The 24,985-nt window shown below is 67.1% G+C and carries 24 protein-coding genes; 10 read left to right on the top strand and 14 right to left on the bottom strand.

The window, feature by feature from the left end; translation table 11 throughout:
- Positions 1-52 precede the first annotated feature (52 nt).
- A complete protein-coding gene (locus BW981_RS16875; RefSeq protein WP_076441319.1) occupies positions 53-709 on the top strand; it encodes an MBL fold metallo-hydrolase in 657 nt (218 codons plus the stop codon).
- A 9-nt stretch (positions 710-718) separates the two neighbouring features.
- On the opposite strand, the gene BW981_RS16870 is transcribed toward BW981_RS16875, so the two are convergent.
- Positions 719-1,072 carry a carboxymuconolactone decarboxylase family protein gene (locus tag BW981_RS16870; protein WP_076441318.1) on the bottom strand — a complete coding sequence of 118 codons (354 nt, stop codon included), beginning with the start codon at positions 1,070-1,072 and terminating at the stop codon, positions 719-721.
- Positions 1,073-1,146: 74 nt separating this feature from the next.
- Here BW981_RS16870 and BW981_RS16865 point away from each other — a divergent pair, with 74 nt between their 5' ends.
- Complete coding sequence (locus tag BW981_RS16865) at positions 1,147-1,452, top strand: ArsR/SmtB family transcription factor (protein WP_244560354.1); 306 nt, start codon at positions 1,147-1,149, stop codon at positions 1,450-1,452.
- 280 nt (positions 1,453-1,732) lie between these two features.
- On the opposite strand, the gene BW981_RS16860 is transcribed toward BW981_RS16865, so the two are convergent.
- Both BW981_RS16860 and efp read right to left on the bottom strand, forming a co-directional pair.
- A complete protein-coding gene (locus tag BW981_RS16860) occupies positions 1,733-2,251 on the bottom strand; it encodes a DUF1993 domain-containing protein (RefSeq protein WP_076441316.1) in 519 nt (172 codons plus the stop codon).
- A gap of 91 nt (positions 2,252-2,342) precedes the next feature.
- A complete protein-coding gene (gene efp / locus BW981_RS16855) occupies positions 2,343-2,912 on the bottom strand; it encodes an elongation factor P (protein ID WP_076441314.1) in 570 nt (189 codons plus the stop codon).
- 169 nt (positions 2,913-3,081) lie between these two features.
- On the opposite strand from efp, the gene epmA reads away from it, so the two are divergent.
- The 3 genes from epmA to BW981_RS16840 are packed head-to-tail and all read left to right on the top strand — an operon-like array spanning position 3,082 to position 5,936.
- A complete protein-coding gene (epmA, locus tag BW981_RS16850) occupies positions 3,082-4,155 on the top strand; it encodes an EF-P lysine aminoacylase EpmA (protein WP_076441312.1) in 1,074 nt (357 codons plus the stop codon).
- Positions 4,152-5,219 carry a lysine-2,3-aminomutase-like protein gene (locus BW981_RS16845; protein ID WP_076441310.1) on the top strand — a complete coding sequence of 356 codons (1,068 nt, stop codon included), beginning with the start codon at positions 4,152-4,154 and terminating at the stop codon, positions 5,217-5,219. Before epmA ends, BW981_RS16845 begins: the two co-directional genes overlap by 4 nt.
- 51 nt (positions 5,220-5,270) lie before the next feature.
- A complete protein-coding gene (locus tag BW981_RS16840) occupies positions 5,271-5,936 on the top strand; it encodes a DsbA family oxidoreductase (RefSeq protein WP_076441308.1) in 666 nt (221 codons plus the stop codon).
- A gap of 9 nt (positions 5,937-5,945) precedes the next feature.
- Here BW981_RS16840 and BW981_RS16835 read toward each other — a convergent pair whose 3' ends face one another.
- On the bottom strand, positions 5,946-8,276 hold the full coding sequence (locus BW981_RS16835) for a molybdopterin guanine dinucleotide-containing S/N-oxide reductase (RefSeq protein ID WP_076441306.1): 2,331 nt from the start codon (positions 8,274-8,276) through the stop codon (positions 5,946-5,948).
- A 178-nt stretch (positions 8,277-8,454) separates the two neighbouring features.
- On the opposite strand from BW981_RS16835, the gene pyrF reads away from it, so the two are divergent.
- The 4 genes from pyrF to BW981_RS16815 all read left to right on the top strand — a co-directional run bounded on the left by pyrF (position 8,455) and on the right by BW981_RS16815 (position 10,547).
- Positions 8,455-9,162, top strand: a complete 708-nt coding sequence (gene pyrF / locus BW981_RS16830) for an orotidine-5'-phosphate decarboxylase (protein ID WP_076441357.1) — start codon at positions 8,455-8,457, stop codon at positions 9,160-9,162.
- Between the two features lie 40 nt (positions 9,163-9,202).
- Positions 9,203-9,490, top strand: a complete 288-nt coding sequence (locus BW981_RS16825; protein ID WP_076441304.1) for a DUF1330 domain-containing protein — start codon at positions 9,203-9,205, stop codon at positions 9,488-9,490.
- 3 nt (positions 9,491-9,493) lie between these two features.
- The gene (locus tag BW981_RS16820) at positions 9,494-9,802 is read left to right on the top strand and encodes a DUF1330 domain-containing protein (protein WP_076441302.1); all 309 of its coding nucleotides are present in this window, start codon (positions 9,494-9,496) and stop codon (positions 9,800-9,802) included.
- Positions 9,803-9,938: 136 nt separating this feature from the next.
- Positions 9,939-10,547: a helix-turn-helix transcriptional regulator gene (locus BW981_RS16815; RefSeq protein ID WP_076441300.1), complete on the top strand. Its 609-nt coding sequence runs from the start codon at positions 9,939-9,941 to the stop codon at positions 10,545-10,547.
- A 22-nt stretch (positions 10,548-10,569) separates the two neighbouring features.
- Here BW981_RS16815 and BW981_RS16810 read toward each other — a convergent pair whose 3' ends face one another.
- From BW981_RS16810 to BW981_RS16765, 10 genes are all read right to left on the bottom strand, one after another.
- A complete protein-coding gene (locus tag BW981_RS16810) occupies positions 10,570-11,394 on the bottom strand; it encodes an ABC transporter permease (RefSeq protein ID WP_076441298.1) in 825 nt (274 codons plus the stop codon).
- A 10-nt stretch (positions 11,395-11,404) separates the two neighbouring features.
- Positions 11,405-12,340 (bottom strand): ABC transporter permease, encoded by a 936-nt coding sequence (locus BW981_RS16805; RefSeq protein WP_076441296.1) that lies wholly within the window; start codon positions 12,338-12,340, stop codon positions 11,405-11,407.
- 190 nt (positions 12,341-12,530) lie between these two features.
- Positions 12,531-14,111 (bottom strand): ABC transporter substrate-binding protein, encoded by a 1,581-nt coding sequence (locus BW981_RS16800; RefSeq protein ID WP_076441294.1) that lies wholly within the window; start codon positions 14,109-14,111, stop codon positions 12,531-12,533.
- A gap of 112 nt (positions 14,112-14,223) precedes the next feature.
- The gene (locus BW981_RS16795) at positions 14,224-15,849 is read right to left on the bottom strand and encodes an amidohydrolase (RefSeq protein WP_076441292.1); all 1,626 of its coding nucleotides are present in this window, start codon (positions 15,847-15,849) and stop codon (positions 14,224-14,226) included.
- Positions 15,850-16,025: 176 nt separating this feature from the next.
- Positions 16,026-17,459, bottom strand: coding sequence for an amidohydrolase family protein (locus BW981_RS16790; RefSeq protein ID WP_076441290.1), 1,434 nt, complete (start codon positions 17,457-17,459; stop codon positions 16,026-16,028).
- Between the two features lie 73 nt (positions 17,460-17,532).
- A complete protein-coding gene (locus tag BW981_RS16785) occupies positions 17,533-19,122 on the bottom strand; it encodes an ABC transporter substrate-binding protein (protein ID WP_076441355.1) in 1,590 nt (529 codons plus the stop codon).
- A gap of 38 nt (positions 19,123-19,160) precedes the next feature.
- A complete protein-coding gene (locus BW981_RS16780) occupies positions 19,161-20,045 on the bottom strand; it encodes an ABC transporter permease (protein ID WP_076441288.1) in 885 nt (294 codons plus the stop codon).
- A complete protein-coding gene (locus tag BW981_RS16775; protein WP_076441286.1) occupies positions 20,045-20,986 on the bottom strand; it encodes an ABC transporter permease in 942 nt (313 codons plus the stop codon). The genes BW981_RS16780 and BW981_RS16775 overlap by 1 nt, the downstream gene beginning before the upstream one ends.
- A gap of 10 nt (positions 20,987-20,996) precedes the next feature.
- Positions 20,997-22,643, bottom strand: a complete 1,647-nt coding sequence (locus BW981_RS16770; RefSeq protein WP_076441285.1) for an amidohydrolase — start codon at positions 22,641-22,643, stop codon at positions 20,997-20,999.
- Positions 22,644-23,099: 456 nt separating this feature from the next.
- A complete protein-coding gene (locus tag BW981_RS16765; protein ID WP_175624160.1) occupies positions 23,100-24,014 on the bottom strand; it encodes a LysR family transcriptional regulator in 915 nt (304 codons plus the stop codon).
- A 136-nt stretch (positions 24,015-24,150) separates the two neighbouring features.
- Here BW981_RS16765 and BW981_RS16760 point away from each other — a divergent pair, with 136 nt between their 5' ends.
- Positions 24,151-24,984 carry a transporter substrate-binding domain-containing protein gene (locus BW981_RS16760; RefSeq protein WP_076441283.1) on the top strand — a complete coding sequence of 278 codons (834 nt, stop codon included), beginning with the start codon at positions 24,151-24,153 and terminating at the stop codon, positions 24,982-24,984.
- Position 24,985 lies beyond the last annotated feature (1 nt).

The raw sequence follows: 24,985 nt of genomic DNA, 5'->3' as shown, positions 1-24,985 counted from the left end.
TCGCTGCGCGCGCAATGACGTGACAGCGGTACCCGGACCTCGAAGGACCCCCATGACCGACCAGCCGCAGCCGCCGCTCCAGATCGCCATCGTCCCGGTGACGCCGTTCCAGCAGAATTGCTCGATCATCTGGGAGACGCAGACGAAGCAGGCGGCGATCGTCGATCCCGGCGGCGATGTGCCCAAGCTGCTGGCGGCCGTGAAGGAACTCGGCGTCACGCCGGTCGCGATCTGGCTGACGCATGGCCATCTCGACCATGCCGGCGGCGCGACCGAACTGGCCGAAGCATTGTCGGTCCCGATCATCGGGCCGCATGAAGGCGACAAGCCGTTGCTCGACGCCTTGCCGGAGCAGGGCCTGCGGTTCGACATTCATGGCATGAGGGCGGTCGTGCCGACGCGCTGGCTGAGCGAGGGCGAGACGGTTTCGCTCGGCGACCTCGTCTTCACCGTCGCGCATGTGCCGGGCCATTCGCCCGGCCATGTCACCTTCTTCCAGAAGGATCTGCGCTTCCTGCTGGCGGGCGATACCGTCTTCGCCGGCTCGGTGGGGCGCACCGATTTCCCCTATGGCGACCACGAGGCCTTGATCTCAGGGATCAAGGCCAAGCTCCTGCCGCTCGGCGACGACGTCCAGTTCCTGCCCGGCCATGGCCCGGCGAGCACACTGGGCGAGGAGCGGAAGAACAATCCGTTCCTGCAGGGGTAGGGCGGCCGCTCAGGCCGCTGCAGGCGCGGCGAACTGGTCGTAGGCCCGCAGCGCGTCGGTGGCGTACATCAGCGCCGGCCCGCCGCCCATATAGACGGACATTGCGGCCACTTCCGCGATCTCCTGACGGCTCGCACCGAGTTCGACCAGCGCCTTGGCATGGAAGCCGATGCAGCCGTCGCAGCGTTGCGTGATGCCGATGGCGAGCGCGATGAGCTCCTTGCTTTTCTTGTCAAGGGCGCCATCGGCGCCGGCACCCTGCGCCAGCGCGCCGAAGCCCTTCATCGCGTCCGGCTGGAGCGTCCTCAGCTCGCGCATATAGGCGGAGATGTCCTGGGTGAGGCTACGATAATCCTTGGCCATGACGGCCTCCTGTTTGACAATTCACGTTTTTCTAATATCATAAAAATATGAATTATCAAGCGAAGGACGACCGGGTGCCGCTCTCCGCCATGCGCGAGAAGACGGAAGCCGTCGCCGATTTCCTGAAGGGCCTGGCCAATCCGCAAAGACTGCTCATGCTCTGCGCGCTCGCGCAGGGCGAGAAGACGGTGGGCGAGCTGATTGCGCAGACCGGCATCGCACCGACCTCGATGTCGCAGCATCTGGCCAAGCTGAAAGCGGAGGGCATCGTGGGCGTGCGTCGCGAGCATCGCAACCTGCACTATGCGATCAGCCACGCCGCGGTGCTGGAGGTCATGGCGGTACTGGCCGCCCATTTCTGCCAAGCCAGCGACGGATGATCCGGCGGACCCGCCGCGCTGTGCTGATTCGCAATCGGAGGAAACGGGCGGCTGGCGGGAGCCAGAAAAGCCAACGGCCATGCAGTGGAACGGTGCGCGTACATCCGGCGTCAACGTTCGACCCATGGCCGTCTACAACGAGATGGAGAACGGTCAGGCCGCCCTCGACATCGTCGTGATCCCGATATGGGAGGGCCGTGCGGCCCTTTCAAGGCCGCCGGCGCATTTTCCGTCCACGCTCGGTTCGATCGAGGCGGCCGGCAGCCTCCGCTTCGGTCAGTCAGCTGTCGAAGACGCCCTTCAGGAAGTCCTGCTTGCCGATCTGGAAGCCGTTCTCGCGCAGGATGTCGTAGGCGGTGGTGGCGTGGAAATAGAAGTTCGGGATCGCGAAGCGGGCGAGATAGGCCGCGCCCATCATCGTCGCCGTCGCCGACGGGCCGCGCGGGAAGGTGATCTCGCGGGTGAGCCCGGCGTCCAGCGCGGCGCCATCCGCCCCGTCCAGGAAGGCGAGCGTCTTGGCGATGCGCTCCTTCAGCTCCGGAAAGCTCTTCTCCTCGTCCGGGAACCGCGGATTGTCGCCGCCGGAAAGCCGAGCCACGGCGTTCTTGGCGAAGTCGCAGCAGAGCTGGACCTGGCGCGTGAAGGCCAGCATGTCGGGCGCAAGGCGCGCATTCAGCAGCACCTCGGGCTGGATCTTGCGGCCTTCCGCCTGCTCGAGCGCCTTGTCGAGAATGGCGTCGAGCGCCTTCAGGGTCTGAACGAAGCCGGAAAGGGCGGCGGCCTGGACGGTGAGCGGCATGGATATCCTCGAAACGGAAACGGGCCCGGAAAGGGCCCGCCACATCAGCTATAGAACAGAACGTTCCGCAGCGCTCTGCGCCGGAAGAAAATCAGTCCTTCGCGCGCTCGACATAGGAGCCGTCCGCCGTCATCACGACGATGCGGGTGCCGACGCCGATATGCGGAGGCACGGCGCTGCGCACGCCGTTCGACAGGATCGCCGGCTTGTAGGAGGAGGAGGCCGTCTGGCCCTTCGTCACCGGCTCGGTCTCGACGACCTCGAGCGTGACGCGCTGCGGCAGCTCGATCGCGACGGCCTTGTCCTCGAACACCGAGAGCGAGACCTTCATGTTCTCCTGAAGATAAGGGGCGACGTCCCCCACCACGTCCTTGTCGACATGGATCTGGTCGAAGGTCTCCGGGTTCATGAAGACGTACTGCTCGCCATCCTGGTAGAGATAGGTGAAGTCGCGGTCCTCGACATAGGCGCGCTCGACCTGCTCGGTCGTCTTGTAGCGCTGCGTCATTTTCACGCCGTCGGCGATGCGGCGCATGTCGATCTGCGTGGTGGGTGTGCCCTTGCCGGGAAAGAAGCTCTCGGCCGAGATGACCGTGCAGAGATGTCCGTCCAGCTCCAGGACGTTGCCCTTGCGGACGGAAGAGGCGATGACCTTGACCACGTGACTGTCCTTCTGGGGGCGCGGGCTGCCCGCGCGATTCCTGACTTCGGGAGCAGGGCGCGGGCGAAAAACCCGCTCTCGCTTTTCCGCGCGATGCTCTATGCGAATTGCTTCGCCGCGCCACTACCGCATTTGCGCGCGAAACGAAAGCTTCACGACGGTTCGAGACGTGGATTCGACGCCCTCCGCCCCTCCGCCCTTCTGGCGGCCCGACATCCATGCCGACCGCCGCCCGGCTCTGCTGGCGCGCGGGCGGATCAAGGCTGCCTTGCGCCGCTGGTTCGAGGCGCGCGATTTCACCGAGGTGGAGGCCGCCATCCTCCAGGTCTCGCCGGGCAACGAGACGCATCTGCACGGCTTTGCCACCACCCTGATCGACAACGCCGCGCAGGCTCACCCCTACTACCTGCACACCTCGCCGGAATTCGCGGCCAAGAAGCTCCTCGCGGCTGGCGAGACGCGAATCTTCGATTTCGCCCGCGTCTTCCGCAACCGCGAGCGCACGGCCTTGCACCATCCCGAATTCACGATGCTCGAATGGTACCGGGCGGGCCAGGACTACGAGGTGCTGATGCAGGACTGTGCCGCCCTGCTGGCCGAGGCTGCGCGCGCCGCCGGCGCCTCGGCCCTGCGCTGGCGGGGTGTGGAGGCGGACCCCTTCGCCGAGCCGGAGCGGCTGACGCTGCAGGATGCCTTCGCGCGTCATGCTGGCATCGATCTGCTGCGCACTGTGACCGCCGATGGCGAGGTCGACCGGGGCGGGCTGGCTGCCGACGCGCTTGAGGCCGGCATCCGGGTCGTCAGCGACGATACCTGGTCCGACATCTTCAGCCGCATCCTGTCCGAGCGCGTCGAGCCGCATCTGGGCCAGGGCCGCGCCACGATCCTGTGCGAATATCCGATCGGCGAGGCCGCGCTGGCCCGGCCCAAGCCTGGCGATCCGCGCGTGGCCGAGCGCTTCGAGCTCTATGCCTGCGGTGTCGAGCTTGCCAATGCCTTCGGCGAACTCACCGACCCCGACGAACAGCGCCGCCGCTTCCAGGCCGACATGGACGAGAAGCAGCGCATCTATGGCGAGCGCTACCCGATCGACGAGGATTTTCTCGCCGCCCTTGCGGACATGCCGGCCGCCTCCGGCAGTGCACTCGGCTTCGACCGGCTGGTCATGCTCTGCACGGCTGCGCGCCGGATCGAGGACGTGCTCTGGACGCCGGTCGCCGAACCGGGCAGGGGAGCGCGATGACCCTCCACCAGCCGCCTGGCGGCCAGCCCCTGCGCAGCGTCGATGCGCTCGCCGATGCAGGCCTTGTCCCGCCTGAAAGGCAGGACGCGCTGCAGGCCGTCGCCGCGCGCTACGCCGTGTCGGTCACGTCGGCGATGGCCGACCTGATCGACCGGGCCGATCCGAAAGACCCGATCGCTCTCCAGTTCATTCCCGATGCGGCCGAGCTCGTCACGCTGCCGCAGGAACTGGCCGATCCGATCGGCGATGATGCCCATTCGCCGGTCGAGGGCGTGGTCCATCGCTATCCCGACCGCGCCCTTCTCAAGCTTGTCCACGCCTGTCCGGTCTATTGCCGCTTCTGTTTCCGGCGCGAGATGGTGGGACCGGGCGGCGATGCGCTGACAGGCGCGAAGCTCGATGCCGCTTTCGCCTATCTCGCCGCCCGGCCCGAGATCTGGGAGGTGATACTGACCGGCGGCGATCCTTTCATCCTCTCGGCGCGCCGGGTGCGGGAGGTGGCCAGGCGCCTCGCAGCCATTCCGCACATCAAGGTCGTGCGCTGGCACAGCCGCGTGCCGGTGGTCGATCCGGCGCGCATCTCGGCCGACTACGCCAAGGCGCTGCGCATCCCCGGCAAGGCGAGTTACATCGCGATCCACGCCAACCATCCGCGCGAGTTCACGGATGACGCCCGCCGCGCCATCGCGGCCTTGGCCGATGCCGGCCATGTGCTGCTGAGCCAGTCGGTGCTGCTGAAGGGCATCAATGCCGATGAGGCGACGCTCTCAGGCCTGATGCGCGTCTTCGTCGAGAACCGCATCAAGCCCTATTACCTGCACCATCCGGACCTCGCCCCCGGCACCTCGCATTTCCGCCTGACGCTGGAAGAAGGGCAGGCACTGGTCAAAAGCCTGCGCGGCCATCTTTCGGGGCTGTGCCAGCCGACCTATATCCTCGACATCCCCGGCGGGGCCGGCAAGATTCCGGTCGGCCCCTCCTTCCTCTCCGGCTGCGAGACGCCCGGGGCGGAAGCCGCCGCCGAAGACCGGCACGGCACGCGACATTCCTATCCGCCTGCCTGAGGCATCGACCGCCTGACGAGCCGGCGCCGACACGAGAACAAGGATTTCGACATGCAGGAGAAGCTCTCGCTCGCGATTGTCTCCGACATCGCCTGCCCCTGGTGCTTCATCGGCAAGGCCCGGCTGGAGACGGCGCTGGCTCAGAACGGTCTGGTCGATCGCTTCGCCATCACCTGGCTGCCCTATGAGCTGAACCCGGACATGCCCGTCGCAGGCATGGATCGCACGCAGTATCTCGACGCCAAGTTCGGTCCCGGCAAGCGCAAGGAGATCGAGGTCAGGTTGTCGGAAGCCGCGCTGGAAAGCGGCGTCATCTTCAACTGGGGCAAGGTGTCGAAGAGCGTCAACACCCGCATGGCTCATATGCTGGTCGCGGCTGCCTCGACCGTCCAGCGCGGCAGCGAGATGAAGGCTGCCCTGTTCAGGGCCTATTGGCAGGACGGCCGCGACATCGGCGATGTCGAGACGCTGGTCGCGATCGCGGTCGAGCAGGGCTTCGACGAGCAGGCGGTCCGCGACCAGCTCGCCAGCGACGAATTGCGCGACACCGTCATCGGGCTCGAAAACCGCATGCGCGAGATCGGCGTCGACGGCGTGCCCTTCTTCATCGTCGGCGGCAAGCTCGCCCTCTCCGGCGCCCAGCCGCCGGATGTCTGGGCGCAGGTCTTCCGGAAGGTCCTCGCCGAGCGCCAGCCGGACGAGCTGCCGGAGTTCTGACGCGCGGCGCTATTCCGCCGCCATCGCCGCGCCCGGCGGCTCGAACGCCAGGATCGGCGGCAGGTTGCCGTCGAAGCGCTCGACCTGAACGGTGGTGAGCTGCCCCGTGCAGCCCTGCGCCAGCGCGGAGGTGCCGACATCCTTGGTCAGCACGTTCGGGTTGCCGTGAACGCAAAGCGGCTTGTCCTCGCTCGGATCGGCCGGATCGTACCAGGCGCCGGTCGGAAGCTGGATGACCCCCTGCCGGATGTCCTCCGTCAGCCTCACAGCGGCGAGGCAGGCGCCGCGCTCGTTGAACAGCCGGACGATGTCGCCATCCGCGATGCCGTGACGCGCCGCATCCTGCGGGTGCATCCGCGCCACCTCGCGGCCGCGATGCTTGGCGGCGTCGCTGTGGCCGCCGAAATCGAGCTGGCTGTGCAGACGCGTGCGCGGCTGGTTGGCGACGAGGACATAGGGCGCGGCGGCGTCCGGCACATGCACCGGCCCGAGCCAGGTCGGGTGGCCGGGACAATCCGCCTCGCCGAAGCTGGCGATCGTCTCGCTGAAGATTTCGAGCTTGCCGCTCGGCGTCGGGAGCGGCTTGCCCTCGGGGTCCTGCCGGAAGGTGCGCAGATTGCCGCCATCGTCCTCCTGCTGCGGCAGTTCGTAGCCGTCGCTCTCCCAGAACGCCGCGAAGCCGGGCGCCGGCAACCCCTTGGCCGCGAGCGCCGCCCGCGTGGGTTCGTAGAGGTGCTCCAGCCACTGGCGCGTGCTGCGCCCCTCGGTGAAGGCCTCGCGGGCGCCCAGTCTTTCGGCCAGATCGGCAAAGATGTCGTAATCGTCGCGCGCCTGCCCGTAAGGCTCGACAATCGGGCGCATCGGCACCAGCAGCGGGTCGTTGGAATTGGCGCCGATATCCTCGCGTTCCAGCGTCATCGTACAGGGCAGCACGATGTCGGCATGGCGGGCGGTCGCGGTCCAGGCCAGCTCATGAACGACGAGCGTGTCGATGCGCGAGAAGGCCTCACGCAGCCGGTTCAGGTCCTGATGGTGGTGGAACGGGTTGCCGCCCGCCCAATAGACCAGTTTGATCGCGGGATAGGTCCGCGTCTGGCCGTTGTAGCGATAGCTCTCGCCCGGCTTCAGCAGCATGTCGGAAATGCGCGCCACCGGGATGTAATCCGCAACGCCGTTGCGGCCTTGCGAGAAGGTCGGCAGCGGCACGGCGTTGAAGCGGCGCCCGTAATAGGCGATGGCGCCCAGCGCATAGGCATAGCCGCCGCCGGGCAGGCCGATCTGCCCCAGCGCCGCCGCAAGCACCATGCCCATCCAGACCGGCTGCTCGCCATGCTCCGCCCGCTGCAGCGAATGGGAGACCACAATGACGGCGCGCTTGCCGGCGAGCCGCCGGGCCAGCGCGACGATCTCGTCGGCGGGGACCCCGGTGAGCGGCGCCGCCCAGGCCGCGTCCTTGGGCTGCCCGTCGGTCTTTCCCATGAGATAGCGCTCGAACACCGGCCAGCCGACCGTGTAGCGGTCGAGGAAGGCGCGGTCGTGCAGCCCCTCGCTGACCAGCGTATGGACGATCCCCATCATCAGCGCGGTGTCGCTCGCCGGGATCGAGGCGACCCACTCGGCCTTCGCCTCGTCCGGCAGGTCCGCCTTCAGCGGCCCGACCAGCACGAATTCGCAGCCCCGCCCGGCGGCGCGTTCCATCGCGCCGCGCTCGACATGGCGGCTGACCCCGCCGCCGGCGACCATCGAGTTCTTCAGGGCCATGCCGCCGAAGGCGAGCACGATCTCGCTGTGCTCGGCGATCTGCTCCCAGGAGACGTTGCGTTTGGTCAGCCCCTCATAGTCACCGATGATGTGCGGGATCAGCACCTGTGAGGAGCCGGAGGAATAGCTGTTGACCGACTTCACATAGCCGCCGCAGGCGACATTCAGGAAGCGATGGATCTGGCTCTGCGCGTGATGGAAGCGCCCTGCGCTGGCCCAGCCATAGGAGCCGCCGAAGATCGCGCCGGGACCGGCGCCGTCGCGGACCCGCTTCAGTTCGCCGCCGAGGAGATCGAGCGCCTTCTCCCAGCTCACCGGCACGAAGTCGTCGCGCCCGCGCCGCTTGTCGGGGCCGGGTCCGTTCTCCAGCCAGCCGCGCCGCACCATCGGCTGGGCGATCCGCGCCCGGTGACGCAGCGCGGTCGGGAAATTCTCGATGATGCCGTTCGGGTCGGGATCGGCGGCGTGCGGCCTGACCTCGACCCGCCCGTCCTTCATCCGCGCCGAGAACACGCCCCAATGCGAGCTGTGGGGGATGAAGCCATCGGCCGCGTCCCGGCGAGCATCGTCCTGGTCCATGGGATTCTCCTGCGCGATGAGCGACGCGAGGCGACGTTGTAGCCCAGCCGCGGCACCCTATCGACCCCGCCGCTGTCATGGCACCGATCAGCGGCTGTCATGGATCGCCGAACTCGCTGCGCGGCCTTGCGTGCAGCCTCGAATCATGCGCCTTGCCGCGAAACTCGGGAGCTTGCCGATGGCGCAGAAGATCAACGACCTCCGCGACCGCCTGATCGTCGCGCTCGATGTTCCGACGGTCTGGGATGCCTACCGGCTGGTCTCGACCCTCGATGACGGCGTCACCTTCTACAAGATTGGCTACCGCCTCGCCTTCGCCGGAGGCCTCGATCTCGCGCGTCAGCTCGTCACCGAGGGCAAGAAGGTCTTTCTCGACCTCAAGCTCCACGACATCGGCAACACGGTGACCGAGGGCGTCGATTCGCTGACCAAGCTCGGCGTGACCTTCCTCACCGTCCACGCCTATCCGCAGACCATGCGCGGCGCGGTCGAAGGGCGCGGCGAGAGCGATCTCAAGCTGCTCGCCGTGACGGCGCTGACCTCCTATGACGATGGCGACCTGAAGGATGCGGGCTATGGGCTCGCCGTCCGCGATCTCGTGCGGCTGCGCGCCGAGCAGGCGCGCAGCGCCGGCATCGACGGCATCGTCTGTTCGGCGGCCGAGACCGAGATCGTGCGGGAGGTGATCGGCCCCGACATGGCCATCGTGACGCCCGGCATCCGCCCCGTCGGCAGCGCCGCGGGCGACCAGAAGCGCACGCTGACCCCCTCCGAGGCGATCCGCGCAGGCGCCGACCATCTCGTCGTCGGGCGTCCCATCATCCGCGCATCGGACCCGCGTGGGGCAGCGGCCGCGATCATGGACGAGGTCGCCGCTGCTTCGTAAGCTTGCCGCGAACTCACGTTTCCAGCCAACGGATTCCATCATGCCCAAGGGATATGTCATCGGCCGCGCCAAGGTCTCCGACGCGACGAAATGGGCGGCCTATGCCGCCAAGGCCTCCGAGGTGATGAAGATCTATGGCGGCACGCCGATCGTGCGCGGCGGCCAGATGACGGTGGGCGAAGGCGAGGGCCGCGCCCGCAACATCATCATCGAGTTCGCCGATTTCCAGTCGGCCCGCGCTTACCTGTTCTCGCCGGAATATGCCGAGGCCCGCAAGCTGCGCGAGGGCGCCGGCGAGATCGACCTCGTTGCCGTCGAGGGGGCCTGAGCCATGGCGAAGGGCTATTGGATCGCGCGCGTCGATGTCGAGAACGAGGAGGCCTATGCCCGCTACCGCGCGCTGAACGCGGTCGCTTTCGCGAAGTACGGCGCGAAGTTTCTGGTCCGCGGCGGCGAGTACAAGCTGGCGCGCGGCGAGGGGCGCAAGCACAACGTTGTGCTCGAATTCAAGGACGAGGCGACGGCGCGCGCCTGCTACGCCTCGCCCGAATACCAGGAGGCGATCAAGCATCTCAGCGCCGCCGGCCAGTCGGACCTCGTCATCATCGGCGGCTACGAGGGGGCCCAGCCCGGCGATTGAGCCCGGCTCAAAGCCGTTTGAACCGACCGCGCGGCTGCCGCGACCAATGCGGGAGGGATGCAGCTCCCGTCCCGGCTGCCGGATGCCCCGGCGGCCGCCGGCGGCGCAGCGATCCGCCGCGCAGGGGTCAAAGGTGATGTCGCTTCATGCTTCGGTGCTGGGTCGCGAGCCGGCTGTTCCGGCTCGAGGCTGCCGTCGGGAGCAGCCCCTGGCCGGTCCGGCTTCGGCGTCCCGTCCCGTCTTCGTCATCGATGCGCGGCTTGATATCCGCTTCTGCAACGCTGCGGCCCAGCGCCTGCTGGCCTGCGGGTTCGGGCATCGCGATCGCTTCACGGCCGACGACAAGGACTTCATGGCGCGGCTCCAGGGCTGGCTGAAGCGCTGCGGCACCGGCTCGGCGCCGGCCGAGGCGCGCTGGCCGGCATCGCTGCGCGGCCGGCAGGTGGCCGTGGACGCGGTGCGGTTGCCGGGGCTCGACCTGTTCATGCTGTCCGTCGACGACCCCGAATCGACAATGATGCGCAACCTGGCCTTCGTCGCCGAGGCTTGCGGGCTGACGCCGACGGAGGAGCGCATGCTCGCGCTGATCGTGGAGGGCCTCGACACCATCGTCGCAGCCAGGCGCATGGGCATCGCGCCCACGACTGCGCGAACGCATCTCCAGCGCCTCTTCACCAAGACCGGGACCGCGCGCCAGAGCGAGCTCGTGCGCTTCGTGGCGACCTATGTCGAGGAGCTGCGCTGAAGCCCGGCGCGCCCGCCCGGAATCAAGCCCCTTTGCGGGATTGCGAATGCGGGTCGAGAATGTCGCGCAGCCCGTCGCCCAGCAGGTTGAGGCCGAGCACCGTCAGGAAGATGGCCAGGCCCGGGAAGATCGAGATCCAGGGCGCGGTCGCGATCTGCTCGCGCGCGTCGGACAGCATCGAGCCCCAGCTCGGGAAGGGCGGGCGGATGCCGAGGCCGAGGAAGGAGAGCGAGGCCTCCGCCAGCACGGCGCCGCCCATGCCCAGCGTGCCGATGACGATGATCGGCCCGGCCACGTTCGGCAGGATCTGCGTCAGCATGATGCGGAAGGTGCCGTAGCCCAGGGAGCGCGCCGCCTCGACATAGCCGAGCTGCTTGACCGAGAGCGTGGCCGCGCGCGTCAGGCGGCAGGTGAAGGACCAGTTGGTGAGGCCGAGCGCGATCAACAGGCTGGTCAGGCCGGGCGAGAGGATCGCCATGATCGCCAGCGCGAAGACAAGGGAGGGGATCGCCAGCATCATGTTGGTGAGGCCGTTCACAAAATCGTCCCACCAGCCGCCCCAGTAGCCGGCCGTCAGGCCCAGGGCGACGCCGATCACCGTGTTGATCAGCTGCGAGACGACGCCGACCGTCAGCGAGATGCGCGCCCCGTAGAGCACGCGGCTGTAGATGTCGCGCCCCTGCGCATCGGTACCGAACCAGAATTCCGAGCCGGGCGGAACCTCGGCATTCATCAGGTTGGCGTCCATCACCGGGTCCGTATGGGCGAGCCAGGGTGCGAAGACGCCGCCGATCACGACGGCCGCGAAACAGGCTCCGCCGAGCCAGAGATTGGCACGGAACTTCATTCAGGCCACCTCAGCTGTATTTGATGCGCGGGTCGACGACGGCACAGAGCACGTCGACGGCGATGTTCACGATCAGGAAGAACAGCACGATCGTCAGGATGCAGCCCTGCACGACCGGGATGTCGCGCCAGGTGACGCTGTCGACCAGAAGCGAGCCCAGCCCCGGCCAGGCGAAGAGCTTCTCGACCACGACGGCCTGGCCCAGCACCGAGCCGAACTGCAGGCCGAGCGTCGTCAGGACGATGACGAGCGCGTTGCGCAGCACATGCTGGCGCAGAACGCGGTAGGAGCCTGCGCCCTTGGCCCGGGCGGTGCGGATGAAGTCGGCATGCATCACCTCCAGCACGGCGGCGCGGGCGGTGCGCGCCAGCAAGGCGAGTGGCGCGACGCCGAGCGCGAAGGCCGGCAGCACGATGTAGCGGGGATCGCCGTCGCCATAGCCGAAGCTCGGAAACCAGCCGAGCGTCAGCGCGAAGGCGTACATCAGCAGCAAGCCGAGCCAGAACAGCGGCAGCGACAGGCCGGAGACGGCGAAGACCATCGAGAGCATGTCGATCCAGCTTCCGGGCTTGACCGCGGCGAGGAACCCCAGCGGCACGCCGATCACCACCGCGAAGAACATGGCCGCGATCGCGAGTTGAAGGCTCGGCCAGAGCCGCTCGGCGATCAAGGTCGTGACGGGCTGGCGCGTGCGGAAGGAATCGCCGAGATCGAATGTCGCGAGCCCTCCGACATATTGGGCCAGTCGCTGGGGCAGGGGCTTGTCGAGCCCGAACTGCTTGTTCATCCGCGCGATCGTCTCGGCGTCGACATTGGTCCGCCCGTCCGCCATCTGGCTCGAGGCGAAATCGCCGGGAATGACGCTGAACAGCACGAAGATCAGTGCCGCCACTGCGAGCAGGATGGGGACGGCCTGCAGCAGGCGGCGGAAGACGTAAGGCAGCATGGCGATGCTCCTGAGGGTAGCCTTGCCGCTTGCAATGGCTGGAACGACAGGTCGGCTGTCATCCCTGGCGGCCGGAGGGAGACCCGGGATCCGTGCCGGAACGGTTCAGGCATGGATCCCGGGTCGGCGCCTCTGACGCGGCTTGTCCGGGATGACGGCGTGTTTCACCCCGCCCGGATGCGAAGCAGGATCACTTCGCCGGCGAGGTGGCGTCGACCCACAGGTCCTCATAGCGCTGGAGCGCGAGCTCCGTCGCGTTGGGCTGCAGGCCGTGGAGCCAGGGCTGATACGCCATCACCGCCTTGTTGTAGTTGAAGAACCAGACCGGCGCCTCTTCCTGCAGCATGGCGTTGGCCTTCCTCAGCATGCCGAGCTGCTTGGCCGGATCGCTCTCGGCCGAGGCCGCGTCGATCAGCTTGTCGTATTCGGCATTCTTGAAGGTCGTGTAGTTGCAGGACGAGCGCGGCGTGGCGGAGTGGAAGCACTTCAGCCGCGTCAACGCATCCGGGCCCGAGGTGTTGGACCAGATATAGGCCTGGAAATCGCCCTTCGCGACGACACCGCCGAGCGCCGAGGTCTCGACCGGCTTCACCTTCACCTTGATGCCGACCTTCGCCAGCATCGGGATCGTCGCCTCGACGATCGGGATGCCCCAGCTCTCATTGGGTGTCGCCGTCCATTCGAATTCGAACCCGTCCGGATAGCCGGCTTCCGCCAGCAGCTTCTTGGCCTTCTCGGGATCGAAGGCGTAGGGCTTGGCGTCCTTGTCGAAGGCAGGCACAGAGCTCGGCAGCCAGCTCACGGCGCGATAGGCCTTGTCGCGCACGAGCCGCTTGATGATCAGCTCGCTGTCGATCGCATAATTGATTGCCTGGCGCACGCGCTTGTCGGAAAACGGCTTGAACTCGGGGTTCATGCCCATATTGCGGGTGAAGACCTCGGCAACCTCCAGGATGCCCTTGGAGAGGTTCGCATCGGCCTTGTAGGCGACGTATTGCGTCGAGCCGAGGATGGAGACATCGATTTCCTTGTTGCGGAAGGCGATGTCACGGGCCGCGGCTTCGCCCATCGGCACGATGACCAGCTTGTCGGCATAGGGCTTGCCCGGCTTGTAGTACTTCTCCCACCTGTCGAAGACCATGCGCGAGCCGGGGACGTGCTCGACGAACTTGAACGGTCCGAGACCGACGGGCTTGTCGAAGAAGCCGGGCGCCTGGGCCTCCTTGGCCGGGAGGATCGCTGTGGTGGCGCTGTAGAACAGGAAGCCGGGATCGACCTTGTCGGTCATCGTCATCTCGATGGTGGAATCGTCCACCTTCTTGAGGCCCGAGATCTCCTTGGCCTGGCCCTTCTGGACGTCCGTCGCACCCTTGATACGGGCGACGTAGAGGGCGCCCGGATAGTTCTTCGACCCGTCCATGATGCGGTGGAAGGACCAGATCACATCGTCGGCCGTGAGCTTGCGCCCGTTATGGAAAAAGGCCTCGCGCAGCTTGACGGTGTAGGTCAGGCCGTCCGCCGAGGCCGTGACTCTTTCGGCGACTTCCGGCATCGGCTTGCCGGCGGCCGAATCCCAGCGAAACAGCATGCCGTGCAGCGCATAGCCGTAGATCTCGTCCTGGATCTGGTTCGAGACATGGCTGTCATTGCTGACGAAGGAGGCGCCATAGGGCGCCGTGAAGCGGATCGTGCCGCCCTTGCGCGGCTCCTGTGCGTGGGCCGCGAAAGCGAGCAGCGAGAACGCGGTCGCGAATGCCAGTCTCTTCAACATTTCAATCCTCCCGTTTGATGTAGCGCTCCAGCTTCGTGCCGGAATCGTCGTTTCAGATGGAACCATAGCGGGTCGCCACTGCTTGTCTGCCACTTTTTTGCGCAGACCCCGCTCAGGCGCTCGGACGCTCGTAGACGATCTTGCCTTCGAGGATCGTCAGGTCGCAGGCCGTATCGTTCAGGATCGCGTCCGCATCGGCCGTGAGCAGGTTGCGCGAGAACACCGCGACGTCGGCAAGATGCCCAGGCACGAGCTTGCCCTTCACATGCTCGCGCTTCTGCGAGAAGGCGCCGAACTCGGTATAGGCCTGCAAGGCCTCCTCGATGGTGACGCGCTGCGCGGCATCCATCACCGTGCCCTTCCAGGTCCGCCGCGTCAGCATGGCGGAGAAGTTGGGAAAGGGGTTGGGGTCGCAGACCGGCGCGTCGCTGCCGGTTGCGGGCTTCAGGCCGAGATCGAACCAGGTGCGGAAGGGGTAGCTGGGCAAGGCGCGCTCCGGCCCCAGCACCTTGACGTAGGCATCGCCGAAATCATGGATGAAGACCTGCTGCGGGCAGGGATAGATCCCGGCCTTCACCATTCGCTCGTGCTGGGCCGGCGTCGAGAAGCCGCAATGCTCGATGCGGTGGCGGCGGTCGGGGTCGGGATGGGCGGCGAGCGCCTTCTCATAGGCGGTGATCAACTGCTCGATCGCCGCATCGCCGATGGCGTGGCAGGCGAGCTGATAACCCTTCACATGGGCATCCATGACCATGCCCTCGAGTTCGGCATCGTCCCACATCCAGACGCCGGTGGTTTCGTCCTCGCCGAGATAAGGCTGGGTCATCCAGGCCGTGCGGCCGCCGGCCGAGCCGTCGAGGAAGAGCTTCACCGCGCCGATCATCAGCATGTCGTCGCCGGTGCCGCTGATCAGCCCGGCTTGATGGCAGGACGGCACGATGGAGCGTCCCTCGTCGCCGAGCAGGGTCAGCCAGGTGCGGATCGGCAGGCGCCCGTCGCGCTTGGCTCTGGTGTAGGCGCCGATCTCGCGGAAGCCGGCCTTTTGCCCCACGGCGGCGTCCATGCAGCTGGTGATGCCCAGCGAGAGCAGGTATTTTCCGCCGCGCTCGATCGCCGCGACGAGTTCTTCCTCGCTCGGCGCCGGAATCGCCGCCTGCACCGGCGCGCGGGCGTTTTCGGCCAGCAGGCCGGTCAGCCGCCCATTCTGCTGCTCGATCAACCCGCCCTGGGGCGCCGGCGAGGCTTCATCGATGCCGCCGAGCTTCAGCGCCTGCGAGTTGCAGATGGCGATGTGTCCGCAGGTGCGCACCAGCATGACTGGGTTGTTCGGCGCCGCCCTGTCCAGCTCCTCGCGATAGGGATGGCGGCCGGTATCGAGCTTGGTCTGGTCGTAGCCGCGCGAGAGGATCCATTCGCCCGGCTTGGCGGTCGCGGCCCGCGCGGCGATCGCGCCCAGCAGCGCCTCCAGCGTCGGCGCGGCATCGGGGCGGGAATCGACCCAGCCCATCGTCATGCCGAGCGAGATCAGGTGCAGATGCGAGTCGTTGAGGCCAGGTATCGCCAGCCGCCCCTTGAGATCGATGACCTGCGTCTTCGGGCCGGCCAGCCCGGCGATCTCGTCCTCGCCGCCGGCCGCCAGCACCTTGCCCTGCCAGATCGCGAGCGCCTCGACGACGCCTTCCTCCCGGCCGCACCAGATCGGGCCGTTGCGCAGGATGATGTCGGCATGCACGGTCATGGTCGTCTGCTCCCTGGGTCCTTGGCCCTCGTCTCGGGCTGTCGGGACTGTTCGATTTTCTTGACAGTCTTGTTGAGGGTCCCCGGGCCGGCCAGCCCGTTTCGGCGCATGCGTGTCCCTCTTGCGACACGCGTTGCCGAACCGCGACGGCGCCGGCCCGCACCCTCGCCGCGCGCTCAGCCTTGCGGGAAGGTCAGTGGCGAGTATTCCGTAACGGCTCGTCCGGCCCAGTCGTTCTTGGGCGCAGCCGCTTCCGTCCGCTTCTGCGCCTCGGTGAGGCGCCGCGCCGCTGCGGGGTAGTCCATGGTCAGCACCTCGCCATCCGCCACCACCAGCGTGCCGTCGACATAGACGCGGTCGACCGCTCGTTCTGCCGCCGCATAGATCATGCTGCGGACCGGGTCGCGGCGCGGTTGCATCATCGGATGGTCGAGATCGACCAGCACGAGGTCGGCCTTGCAGCCGGCTTCCAGCCGGCCGATGTCGTCGCGTCCGAGCGCGGCGGCCCCCGCCGTCGTCGCCGCCTCGAAGATGTCGGTGGTGGTCAGCGTGCGCGGGTTTTCCGCCATCAGCCGGGCGACATAGCCGACATGGCGCATCTCCTCGAGCATATTGTGCGGATAGGTGTCGGTGCCGAGCCCGATCCGCACCCCGGCTCGGCGGTAGCGGCCGAAATCGTCGAGCGCGATGCCCCGCCGCAGGAACACGGTCGGGCAATGCGCCACCATGGTCCCGGTTTCTGCGAGCAGGTCGAGGTCGCGCCGGCTGTGCCAGGCGACGCGGGCGTAGTCGTCGAGGAAGATGCCGTGGCCGATGATGCTGGTGTCGCCGAGAACGCCGAGCCTCTCCAGCCACTGGATCGGCGAGACGCCGTGACGGCGGGTGATCTCGTGGAACTCCACGGTCGATTGCGCTGCATGGATCTGCCAGGGCAGCCCGCGCCGCTTCGCCTCCGCATGGCTTTCCTTGATCAGCCCTTCGCTGCAGGTGTCGATCTGCGCCGGACAGACCATGCCGGAGAGCCGCCCGCTGGGGTGGGCCTGCGCCTGCGCGATCAGGTCGAAGGCCTGTGCCATCGCGGTCTCGGCGGCCTTCTCGTCCCATTCGTATTCGACGATGTAGCCGTTCTTCGTGAACCAGCGCGCCGAGCGGAACATCGGCGAGATGCAGACGCGCAGGCCGCTCTGCGCCGCCAGGTCGAGCCATTGCGGATGCGCGACCGAAAGGTCCGCGAGCGTCGTCACGCCCGAAAGCAGAAGCTCGGAATAGGCCACCTGCACGCAGTCCGGCACGGCCTGCGCATCCGGCCGCAGGATCGGCATGAACTCGTAGAGCGAGGAGTTGTAGAGCGCGGGCGAGCCGAGTTCGTCGAGGAAGCCCTTGTTCAGCGCCTCGCTCGAAGGGTGGGAATGGATGTTGACGAGGCCGGGCATGACCATGCGCCCAGCGCCGTCGACCGTATCGTCGGCATGGCCCTCATAGCTCTTGCCGACGAAGCGCAGCGTGCCGTCCTCGAAGGCGACATCGGCGCCGTGCAGATAGACATGGCACGCCTTTTCGGCATCCCAGGCGACGACGATATCGGCGTTCTTGATCAGCGTGACCGGCATGGTCCAATTCCTCCCGCAAAAGGCATGGAAGAAGTGCCGCGCAAGCTCGACCTGCGCGGCACTTCGGATCGGGTCAGCGCTTCAGCTTGATGTCGAGGCCCTTGTAGAGGCCGGCGCCGTAGATGCCGTGGGCGCGGGCGCCCTCGACGCGGTCGCCGGCGACGAGCCAGAGCGGCTGCGAGGCCAGCGGCACCCAGACATTCGCGTCGGTGAGCTGCATCTGCACCGCGCCGATCGCCTCCTTGCGCTTGGCCGGGTCGACGGCCGTCGCTGCGGTCTTGAGGAGCTCGTCGGTCTTCGGATCCTTCCAGTTCATCCGGTTTGGCGTCGGGGCCTGTCGGCTCGCGAAATAGAGGTTCAGCGCCTCGGTGGCCGTGACATAGGGATAGGCCATGTAGAAGGCGTCGAACTCCTGCGTCGCCAGCTTGCCCCATGCCACGGTCGCGTCCCAGAGCTGGATCTTGAGCTCGACGCCGATCTTGCGCAGGTCGGCCTGCATCGCCTCGGAGATGCGCGGGTTCACCTCGTTGCGGATGCCGTAGACGACGAAGCTGGCCTTCTGCCCGTCCTTTTCGCGGATGCCGTCGGCGCCGGGCTTCCAGCCGGCCTGGTCGAGCAGCTTCATCGCGCCGGCCGGGTCGTGCTTGGGGGTCTTGGCGACGGTGTCCTTGTCGTAGTCGAGCACGGCGGGGTTCAGCAGCGAGGGCAGGGCGGTGCCCTTGCCGAAGAAGATCGCCTTGGCGATGGCCTGCTTGTCGACGGCCATGTTGACGGCCTCGCGGATCGCCGGATCCTTCGAGACCGGCTTGTCGACCTTGAAGCCCATGAAGACGTCGTAGATGTAGTTTTCCTGCCGCTGGACCGTCATGCCCGGCATGCGCTGCATCGTGTCGAGCGCGATATAGGGCATGTAGTAGGTCACGTCGGCCTGCTTGGCCTGGATCGCCGCCATCAGCGTGTTCGATTCCGGGATGACCTTCCAGACGATGTCCTCGATCTGCGGCTTCGGGTCCTTGTAGATCGGCGGGCCCCAGGCGTAGTGGGGGTTCCGCTTGAGCACGAGCTCCTGCCGCGGCGTCCACTTCACCCAGCAATAGGGGCCTGTGCCGTTGAAGCCCTGCACGCCGAAATTCGCGCCGAGTTTCTCCACCGTGTTCTTGTCGAGGACGGAGGCGAAGGATAGCGCGAGCTGGAACAGCAGGTCGCTATAGGGCTCCTTGAGTTCATAGATCAGCGTGGAATCGCCCTCTGCCCGGATGTCCTGGACAGGCCCGCCGCGGAACGCGACGGGCGACTTGTTGCCGGGTTCGGTCCAGCGCTTCAGCGAATAGACGACGTCCTCGATCGTCATCGGTCGCCCGTCGCAGAACTTCACGTCCTTGCGGATCTTGAAGGTGTAGGTCTTGCCGTCCGGCGAGACGGTCCAGCTCTCGGCGAGGCCGGGCTTGATCGTCTTCATGTCGAAATCGACGCTGACAAGCGTGTCGGCCATCATGTAGACGACCTCGGCCGCTGCGGTCGCGGTCGAGCGGATCGGATCGTAATTATCGGCGTCGATCACGCGCAGGATCGAGAGCGGCGCCTTCTGCTGGGCCGCGGCCGGAGCGGCGAGGCCGAGCGCGCAGGCGGCGCCTGCTAGCAGGAAGCCGGCAAATCTGGTCATCGGAAAATCCCCTCTTTTGCTTTGGTTCATGGTCGCATTCATTTGCGCAGCTTCGGGTCGAGGGCGTCGCGCAGGCCGTCGCCCAGCACGTTGAACGCCAGCACGACGGCGAAGATGACGAGGCTCGGCAGCACCGAGACATGCGGCGCGAAGAACAGGAAGTTGCGCCCGTCCGCCGCCATGGCGCCGAGCTCGGCTGTCGGCGCCTGGGCGCCGAGCCCCAGGAAGGACAGGGCGGCGCCGAGCAGGATGACCTGTCCGAAGCGCAGCGTCACGAAGACGAAGATCGCCGAGAGGCAGTTCGGCAGCACATAGCGCAGGATGATGTGCCGGTCGCGCAGGCCGAGCGAGCGCGCCGCTTCGATATAGCCCTGCTGCAGGATCACGAGCGCCGAGCCGCGCACGACGCGCGCCATCAGCGGCACCGTGGCGATGGCGAGCGCGATGATGACCGCCGTCAGCCCCGGCCCGAAGATCGCCGCGATGGCGAGCCCGAACAGGATGGCGGGGAAGGAGAGCAGCACGTCCATCAGCCGCATCAGAATGCCCGACAGGCTGGGGTAGAAGGCCGCCATGAATCCGACGAATCCGCCGATCGCTCCGCCGATGGCGACGGAGGCGAACCCCATCATCAGCGTCGTCCGCAGCCCGTAGAGCAGGCGCGTCGCCATCGCCCGGCCCTGTCCATCGGTCCCCAGCCAGCCGAAGTCGCCGGGCGCCTTCAAGGTGTTGGCGAGGTCATTGGCGTAGGGGTCGGTCGGCGCCAGCCAAGGCGCGAAGACTCCGCCCAGGATCGCCAGCAGCACCAGCACGAGCGCGATGCACGCGCCGGTATCCGACAGCAACATCCTGAGCACCGAGACGCGGCGCACAGTGCCCACGGCCGGGAGGGACGTGGCGAGAGGGTCCGGGATCGCGCTCATCAGGCGCCCCTCACGCGCGGGTCGAGCACGGCATAGAGCACATCGACGGTCAGGTTGATCAGGATGAAGCCGAGGGAGAGCACGATGATCGTGCCCTGGGCCATCGGCAGGTCGCTGGAGAGGATCGCGCCGACGGCGAGCCGCCCGATTCCGGGCCAGGAGAACACCGTCTCGGTCACCACGGCGCCGCCGAGCAGGAAGCCGATCTGCAGCCCGATCAGCGTGACGACCGGCACAAGCGCGTTGCGCAGCGTGTGGCGCAGCAGCACGCGCATTTCGCCGAGGCCCTTGGCGCGTGCGGTCCGCACATGGTCGGCGCCCATCTCGTCGAGCACAGACGTGCGGGTCATCCGCGCCACGGGGCCGACGAAGACGCCGCCCAGCGTGACCGCAGGCAGGATGATCCCCTGCAGCCCCTCCCATGTCCACAGCGGCCCGGTGCGGCCGGTGAAAGGCAGGATCGGGTATTTGAAGCCGAAGAGCCAGATGAGGCCGAGCCCGAGGAAGAACACAGGCAGCGAAACCCCGCCGACGGAGACGGCCATGATCGCCCGGTCCAGCAGCGAGCCCCGGTAATAGGCGCCGACCGTGCCCAGCAGCATGCCGAGCGGAATCGCCCAGACCAGCGAGGCGAACATCAGCTCCAGCGTCGGGCCGATGGTATTGCCGAGTTCCTGCACCACCGGGACGTTGTTGATGATCGAGACGCCGAGATCGCCCTGGGCGAGTCGGGAGATGTAGATCAGGAACTGCTTCCACAGCGGCTGGTTGAGCCCGAGCTCCTGACGAATCGCCTCGACCACGTCCTGCGTCGCGGTCGGGCCGGCGCGGACCTGCGCCGGATCGGTCGGCACCACCTGCATCAGCAGGAAGCCGACGAGCAGCACGCCCAGCATCACCGGCAGGACAAGCAGCAGCCTTTGCAGCGTGTGCCGCAGCATCGCCGCTCTCCTACTGTGCCGCGGCGGCGAGCTGGCCGTGCCGGTCGAAGACGACCTCGCCGCCCAGCAACGTCAGGTCGCAACGCACCTCGTTCTCCAGCATCTCCACCGGTACCGCGAAGATGTCGTGCGAGAGCACGGCGATATCGGCGAACTGCCCCGGGACCAGCCGGCCGACCTGCTCCTCGGCGAACTGGGTATAGGCTCCGAGATAGGTGTAGGCGTGGACGGCCTCTTCCATTGTCAGGCGCTGGTCTTCGCCGATGACGGTGCCGCGCTTGGTCTTGCGGGTGACCATCGTGAAGAGGTTCTTGAATGGGTCAGTCGCGCAGACCGGCGCATCGGAACTCGCTGCCGCATGCAGCCCGCCATCGAGCCATTTCCGCATCGGGTAGGACGCATCGGCCCGCTCCTGGCCCAGATTGGTGACGTAGAGATCGCCGAATTCGTAGATGAAGCAGGGCTGGGGCAACGGATCGACGCCGGCGGCGGCCATTCGCGCCAACTGGCTGTCCGTAAGGAACCCGCAATGCTCGATGCGGTGGCGGCGCCCCTTGATCGGGTGCTCGGGGCTGTCAGCCTGCTCAATGCCGGACAGCACCTGCTCGATCGCGGCATCGCCGATCGCATGGATCGCGAGTTGGTAGCCGAGCTCGTGATAATGCTTGAGGAAGGCGTGCATCCTATCGTCGGGATAGATGAAGATGCCGCGGTTCTCGGGGTCGCCGACGAGATAGGCCTCGCTCATCGCGGCGGTGAGACCGCCCGCGCTGCCGTCGCCGAACACCTTCATCGCGCCGTAGCGAAGAATGCCGACCTCGCGGCCGAAGCGGTACCCTGCCGCATGGGCCTCGTCGCCGATGCCGTCCGCATTGCCATAGAGGCAGACCCAGGTCCGCACCGGCAGTGTGCCGGCCCGCGCCGTCTCCTCATAGGCTGCGATCTCGGCCATGCCGGCGGTCATGCCGACGCCGGCATCCATCACGCTGGTGAAGCCCTGGGCGAGCATGTAGTGCCCAGCCTTCTCGATCGCGTCGCGCAGGTCTGCGTCGCTCGGCTGCGGCATCGCCTCGACGATCAGGCGCAGCGCGCTTTCGGCGAGCAGACCCGTCAGCTTGTTGTCGCGGCGCTCGATCAGCCCGCCATCGGGGCTCGGCGTATTGTGGCCGATGCCGGCCGCCTGCATGGCGCGGCTGTTGACGACGCCGACATGCCCGCAGGTGCGCTTGATGTAGACCGGGTTGTCGGGAGCGACCCTGTCGAGTTCCTCGGCGGTCGGATGGCGCAGCTCGCCGAGTTCGTTGTGATCGTAGCCGCGGCCGAAGACCCATTCGCCGGGCTTCTTGCCCTTGGCGGCGGCGCCGACGCGGCGCAGCAATTCGCCGATGCTGTTCACGCCCTCCTCGGGCCGCAGATTGACCTCGCTCATGCCGAGCCCGAGTGGCAGCAGATGCATGTGGGCATCGTTCAGGCCGGGAATGGCGACACGGCCGGCGAGGTCGACGGTCTTCGTGCCGGGGCCCTGCAGCCGGCGGACATCGTCCGCGCTGCCGGCCGCGAGCACTTTGCCGTCCGCGATGGCCAGAGCCTCAGCGAAGCCCTCCGCCAGGCCGCAGAAGATGCGTCCATTGATGAGAACAGTGTCGGCTATGGTCATGGTCAAACGTCGCGTCCCCGCATCTACCGATGATAACGTCGTCGGGAATCAATGCGGTCAGTATTCGACGATAGGCCGGGCGCGCCGCACCTGGGGTGCGCGCGTTTTATTCCGCCTCTTGAGGGCGGTCATCTTCTTGATCTTGTGATCCGGCTCAACTCGAAGATCTGGTTACTCCGCCTGTTCCCCGCGTCATGAATTTTGTTATTGGCTTTTGCGCAGCATTGCTCAGAATATTGAACGGCGCAAGGGCCCATCGGCAGGCGTTCGCCGCATGGCGCGGGCTCGCACGGCGCCGGGCTGCGGCATCTTTGGGCTGAATGCGGTGCCGTATCCGCCTGATCGGGCACATATGGGCTGGTCCCGGTCGAAAGGGGGGGCGGGCCACTCGGCACCGTGCTTGCCGAACTGGCCAGTTTCCTCGACAGAATGGGGGACATTCCCGATCCGGGGGGCCTATGGAGCGGCGCCGGCGGCCGCATCGGCGAAGGGCGGCTCCACCGCCTTCTTCAGCTCGTCGATGAACGCCCTCACCAGCCGCTTGGGCGCGCGGGCTTTCTGGTAGATCACATAGGCCTCGACGGTGACGCGCGGGCTGAGCGGGCGCACCTCCAGCCGATAGCGGCTGCCGCTGATCGCCGTGAAGGAATCGACCAGCGCCACCCCGAGCCCCGCTTCGGCCAGCAGGCAGGCCGTGTTGCTGTAGCGAACCTCGATCGGGCAGGGCGGCCTCGTCCCGGCGAAGAAGTCGCGCTGGAGCAGGAGCCCGAGCCGGGCGCCCGGCTCGAAGCCGATCATCCGGTGGCCCGCGAGCATCGCCGGGGCGATCTCGCTCTTGGCGGTGAGCGGGTGGTCGGGCGCCATCGCGCAGACCATCTGGCCGGAGCCGATCAGCTCCGCCTCCAGCCCCGGCCGCGCATAGGGTTCGAGCGAGGCACCGAGATCGGCGGCGCCGCTTTCCAGCCCCTCGATGACGCCATCGGTGCGGCGGACGTCGAAATCGACGTGCAGCTCGGGGCGCCGGCTCGCGAACCGGGCCAGGGCCCGGGGCACGAGCGCATTGGCGATCGGCGGCGTCGCGAGCAGCCGCAGCGAGCCGCTGCGTGTGTCGCGCAGGGCGGTGACCTTGCGCGAAAAGGACTGCACCATCGAGAAGATCGGGTCGCTGTCGCGATACATCTCCAGCGCCTCGGGCGTCGGGATGAGCCGGTTGCCCTGTCGCTGGAACAGCTCGAAGCCGAGCTGCCGTTCGATCTGCTTGATCGCGGTGCTGACAGCCGGTTGGGACAGAGCGAGCCCCTGCGCCGCGGCGACCGTGGTCTGGCAGCGGATGACCTCCCTGAAGATCTCGAGTTGCCGCAAATTCAGCATGTGGCTCGTTCCGCTGTGCAGATCGCGGGCAGTATAAATCCAACTCATAGTCAGCCCAGCAATTTTTCTAGAGTTGATATTGTCGGGCGTTTCCGACGCTGCCTATCCTGCCGCATCTCGTCCCAAGGAGCGCGTCATGATCGCCAGAATCGCCGCCGCCATCGGCCTGACCCTGCTTGCGGCTCCCGGCGCCATGGCCCAGGCGACGCTGAAGACCGCCGTCGACGGCACCTTCGCGCCGCATGCCATGCCGAAGCTGTCGGGCGGGATCGAGGGCTTCAACGTCGATCTGGCCGAGGCCATCGGCAAGCAGCTCGGCAAGACGGTGACGGTCGATGCGACCCAGTTCTCCGGGCTCATTCCGGCGCTTCAGGCCGGCACCTACGACTTCATCGTCGCGCCGGTCACGGTGAGCAAGGAACGCGCCGAAAGCCTGCTCTTCACTGAGGGCTATCTCAACACCGACTTCCAGTTCGTCACGAAGAAGGGCGCCCCGCCGATCACCGCGCTCGAAGAGCTCAAGGGCAAGGTGATCTCGGTCAACAAGGGCTCGGCTTATGACAGCTGGGCGCGCGGCCTGGAGGAGAAGATCGGCTGGAAGGTCGAATCTTTCGGCACCCAGACAGACGCGGTGCAGGCCGTCATCTCGGGCCGCGCCTATGCCAATGTCGCCGGCAATACGGTGATCCAGTGGGCGGCCAAGAGCAATCCGCAGATCCAGCTGTCCTACACCTACTCGACCGGGCTGGTCTGGGCCGTCGCGCTGCGCAAGGATTCCGCGCCGCTGCGCAACCAGCTCGATCAGGCCATCGAATGTCTCAAGGCCAGCGGCGCCATCGCGGCGCTGCATGAAAAGTGGTTCGGCACCAAGCCGGCCGCTGGCTCGGCAGCGGTCACGGCCTTCCCGGGCTATGGCGTGCCGGACATGCCGGGCTACGACGCGACGGTCCACGCCGCTGCCTGCAAGTGAG

Origin of the sequence: Allobosea sp. TND4EK4, from assembly GCF_900156025.1 — a bacterium.
Lineage (GTDB): Bacteria > Pseudomonadota > Alphaproteobacteria > Rhizobiales > Beijerinckiaceae > Allobosea.
This window is presented reverse-complemented; position numbering and strand designations above follow the sequence as displayed.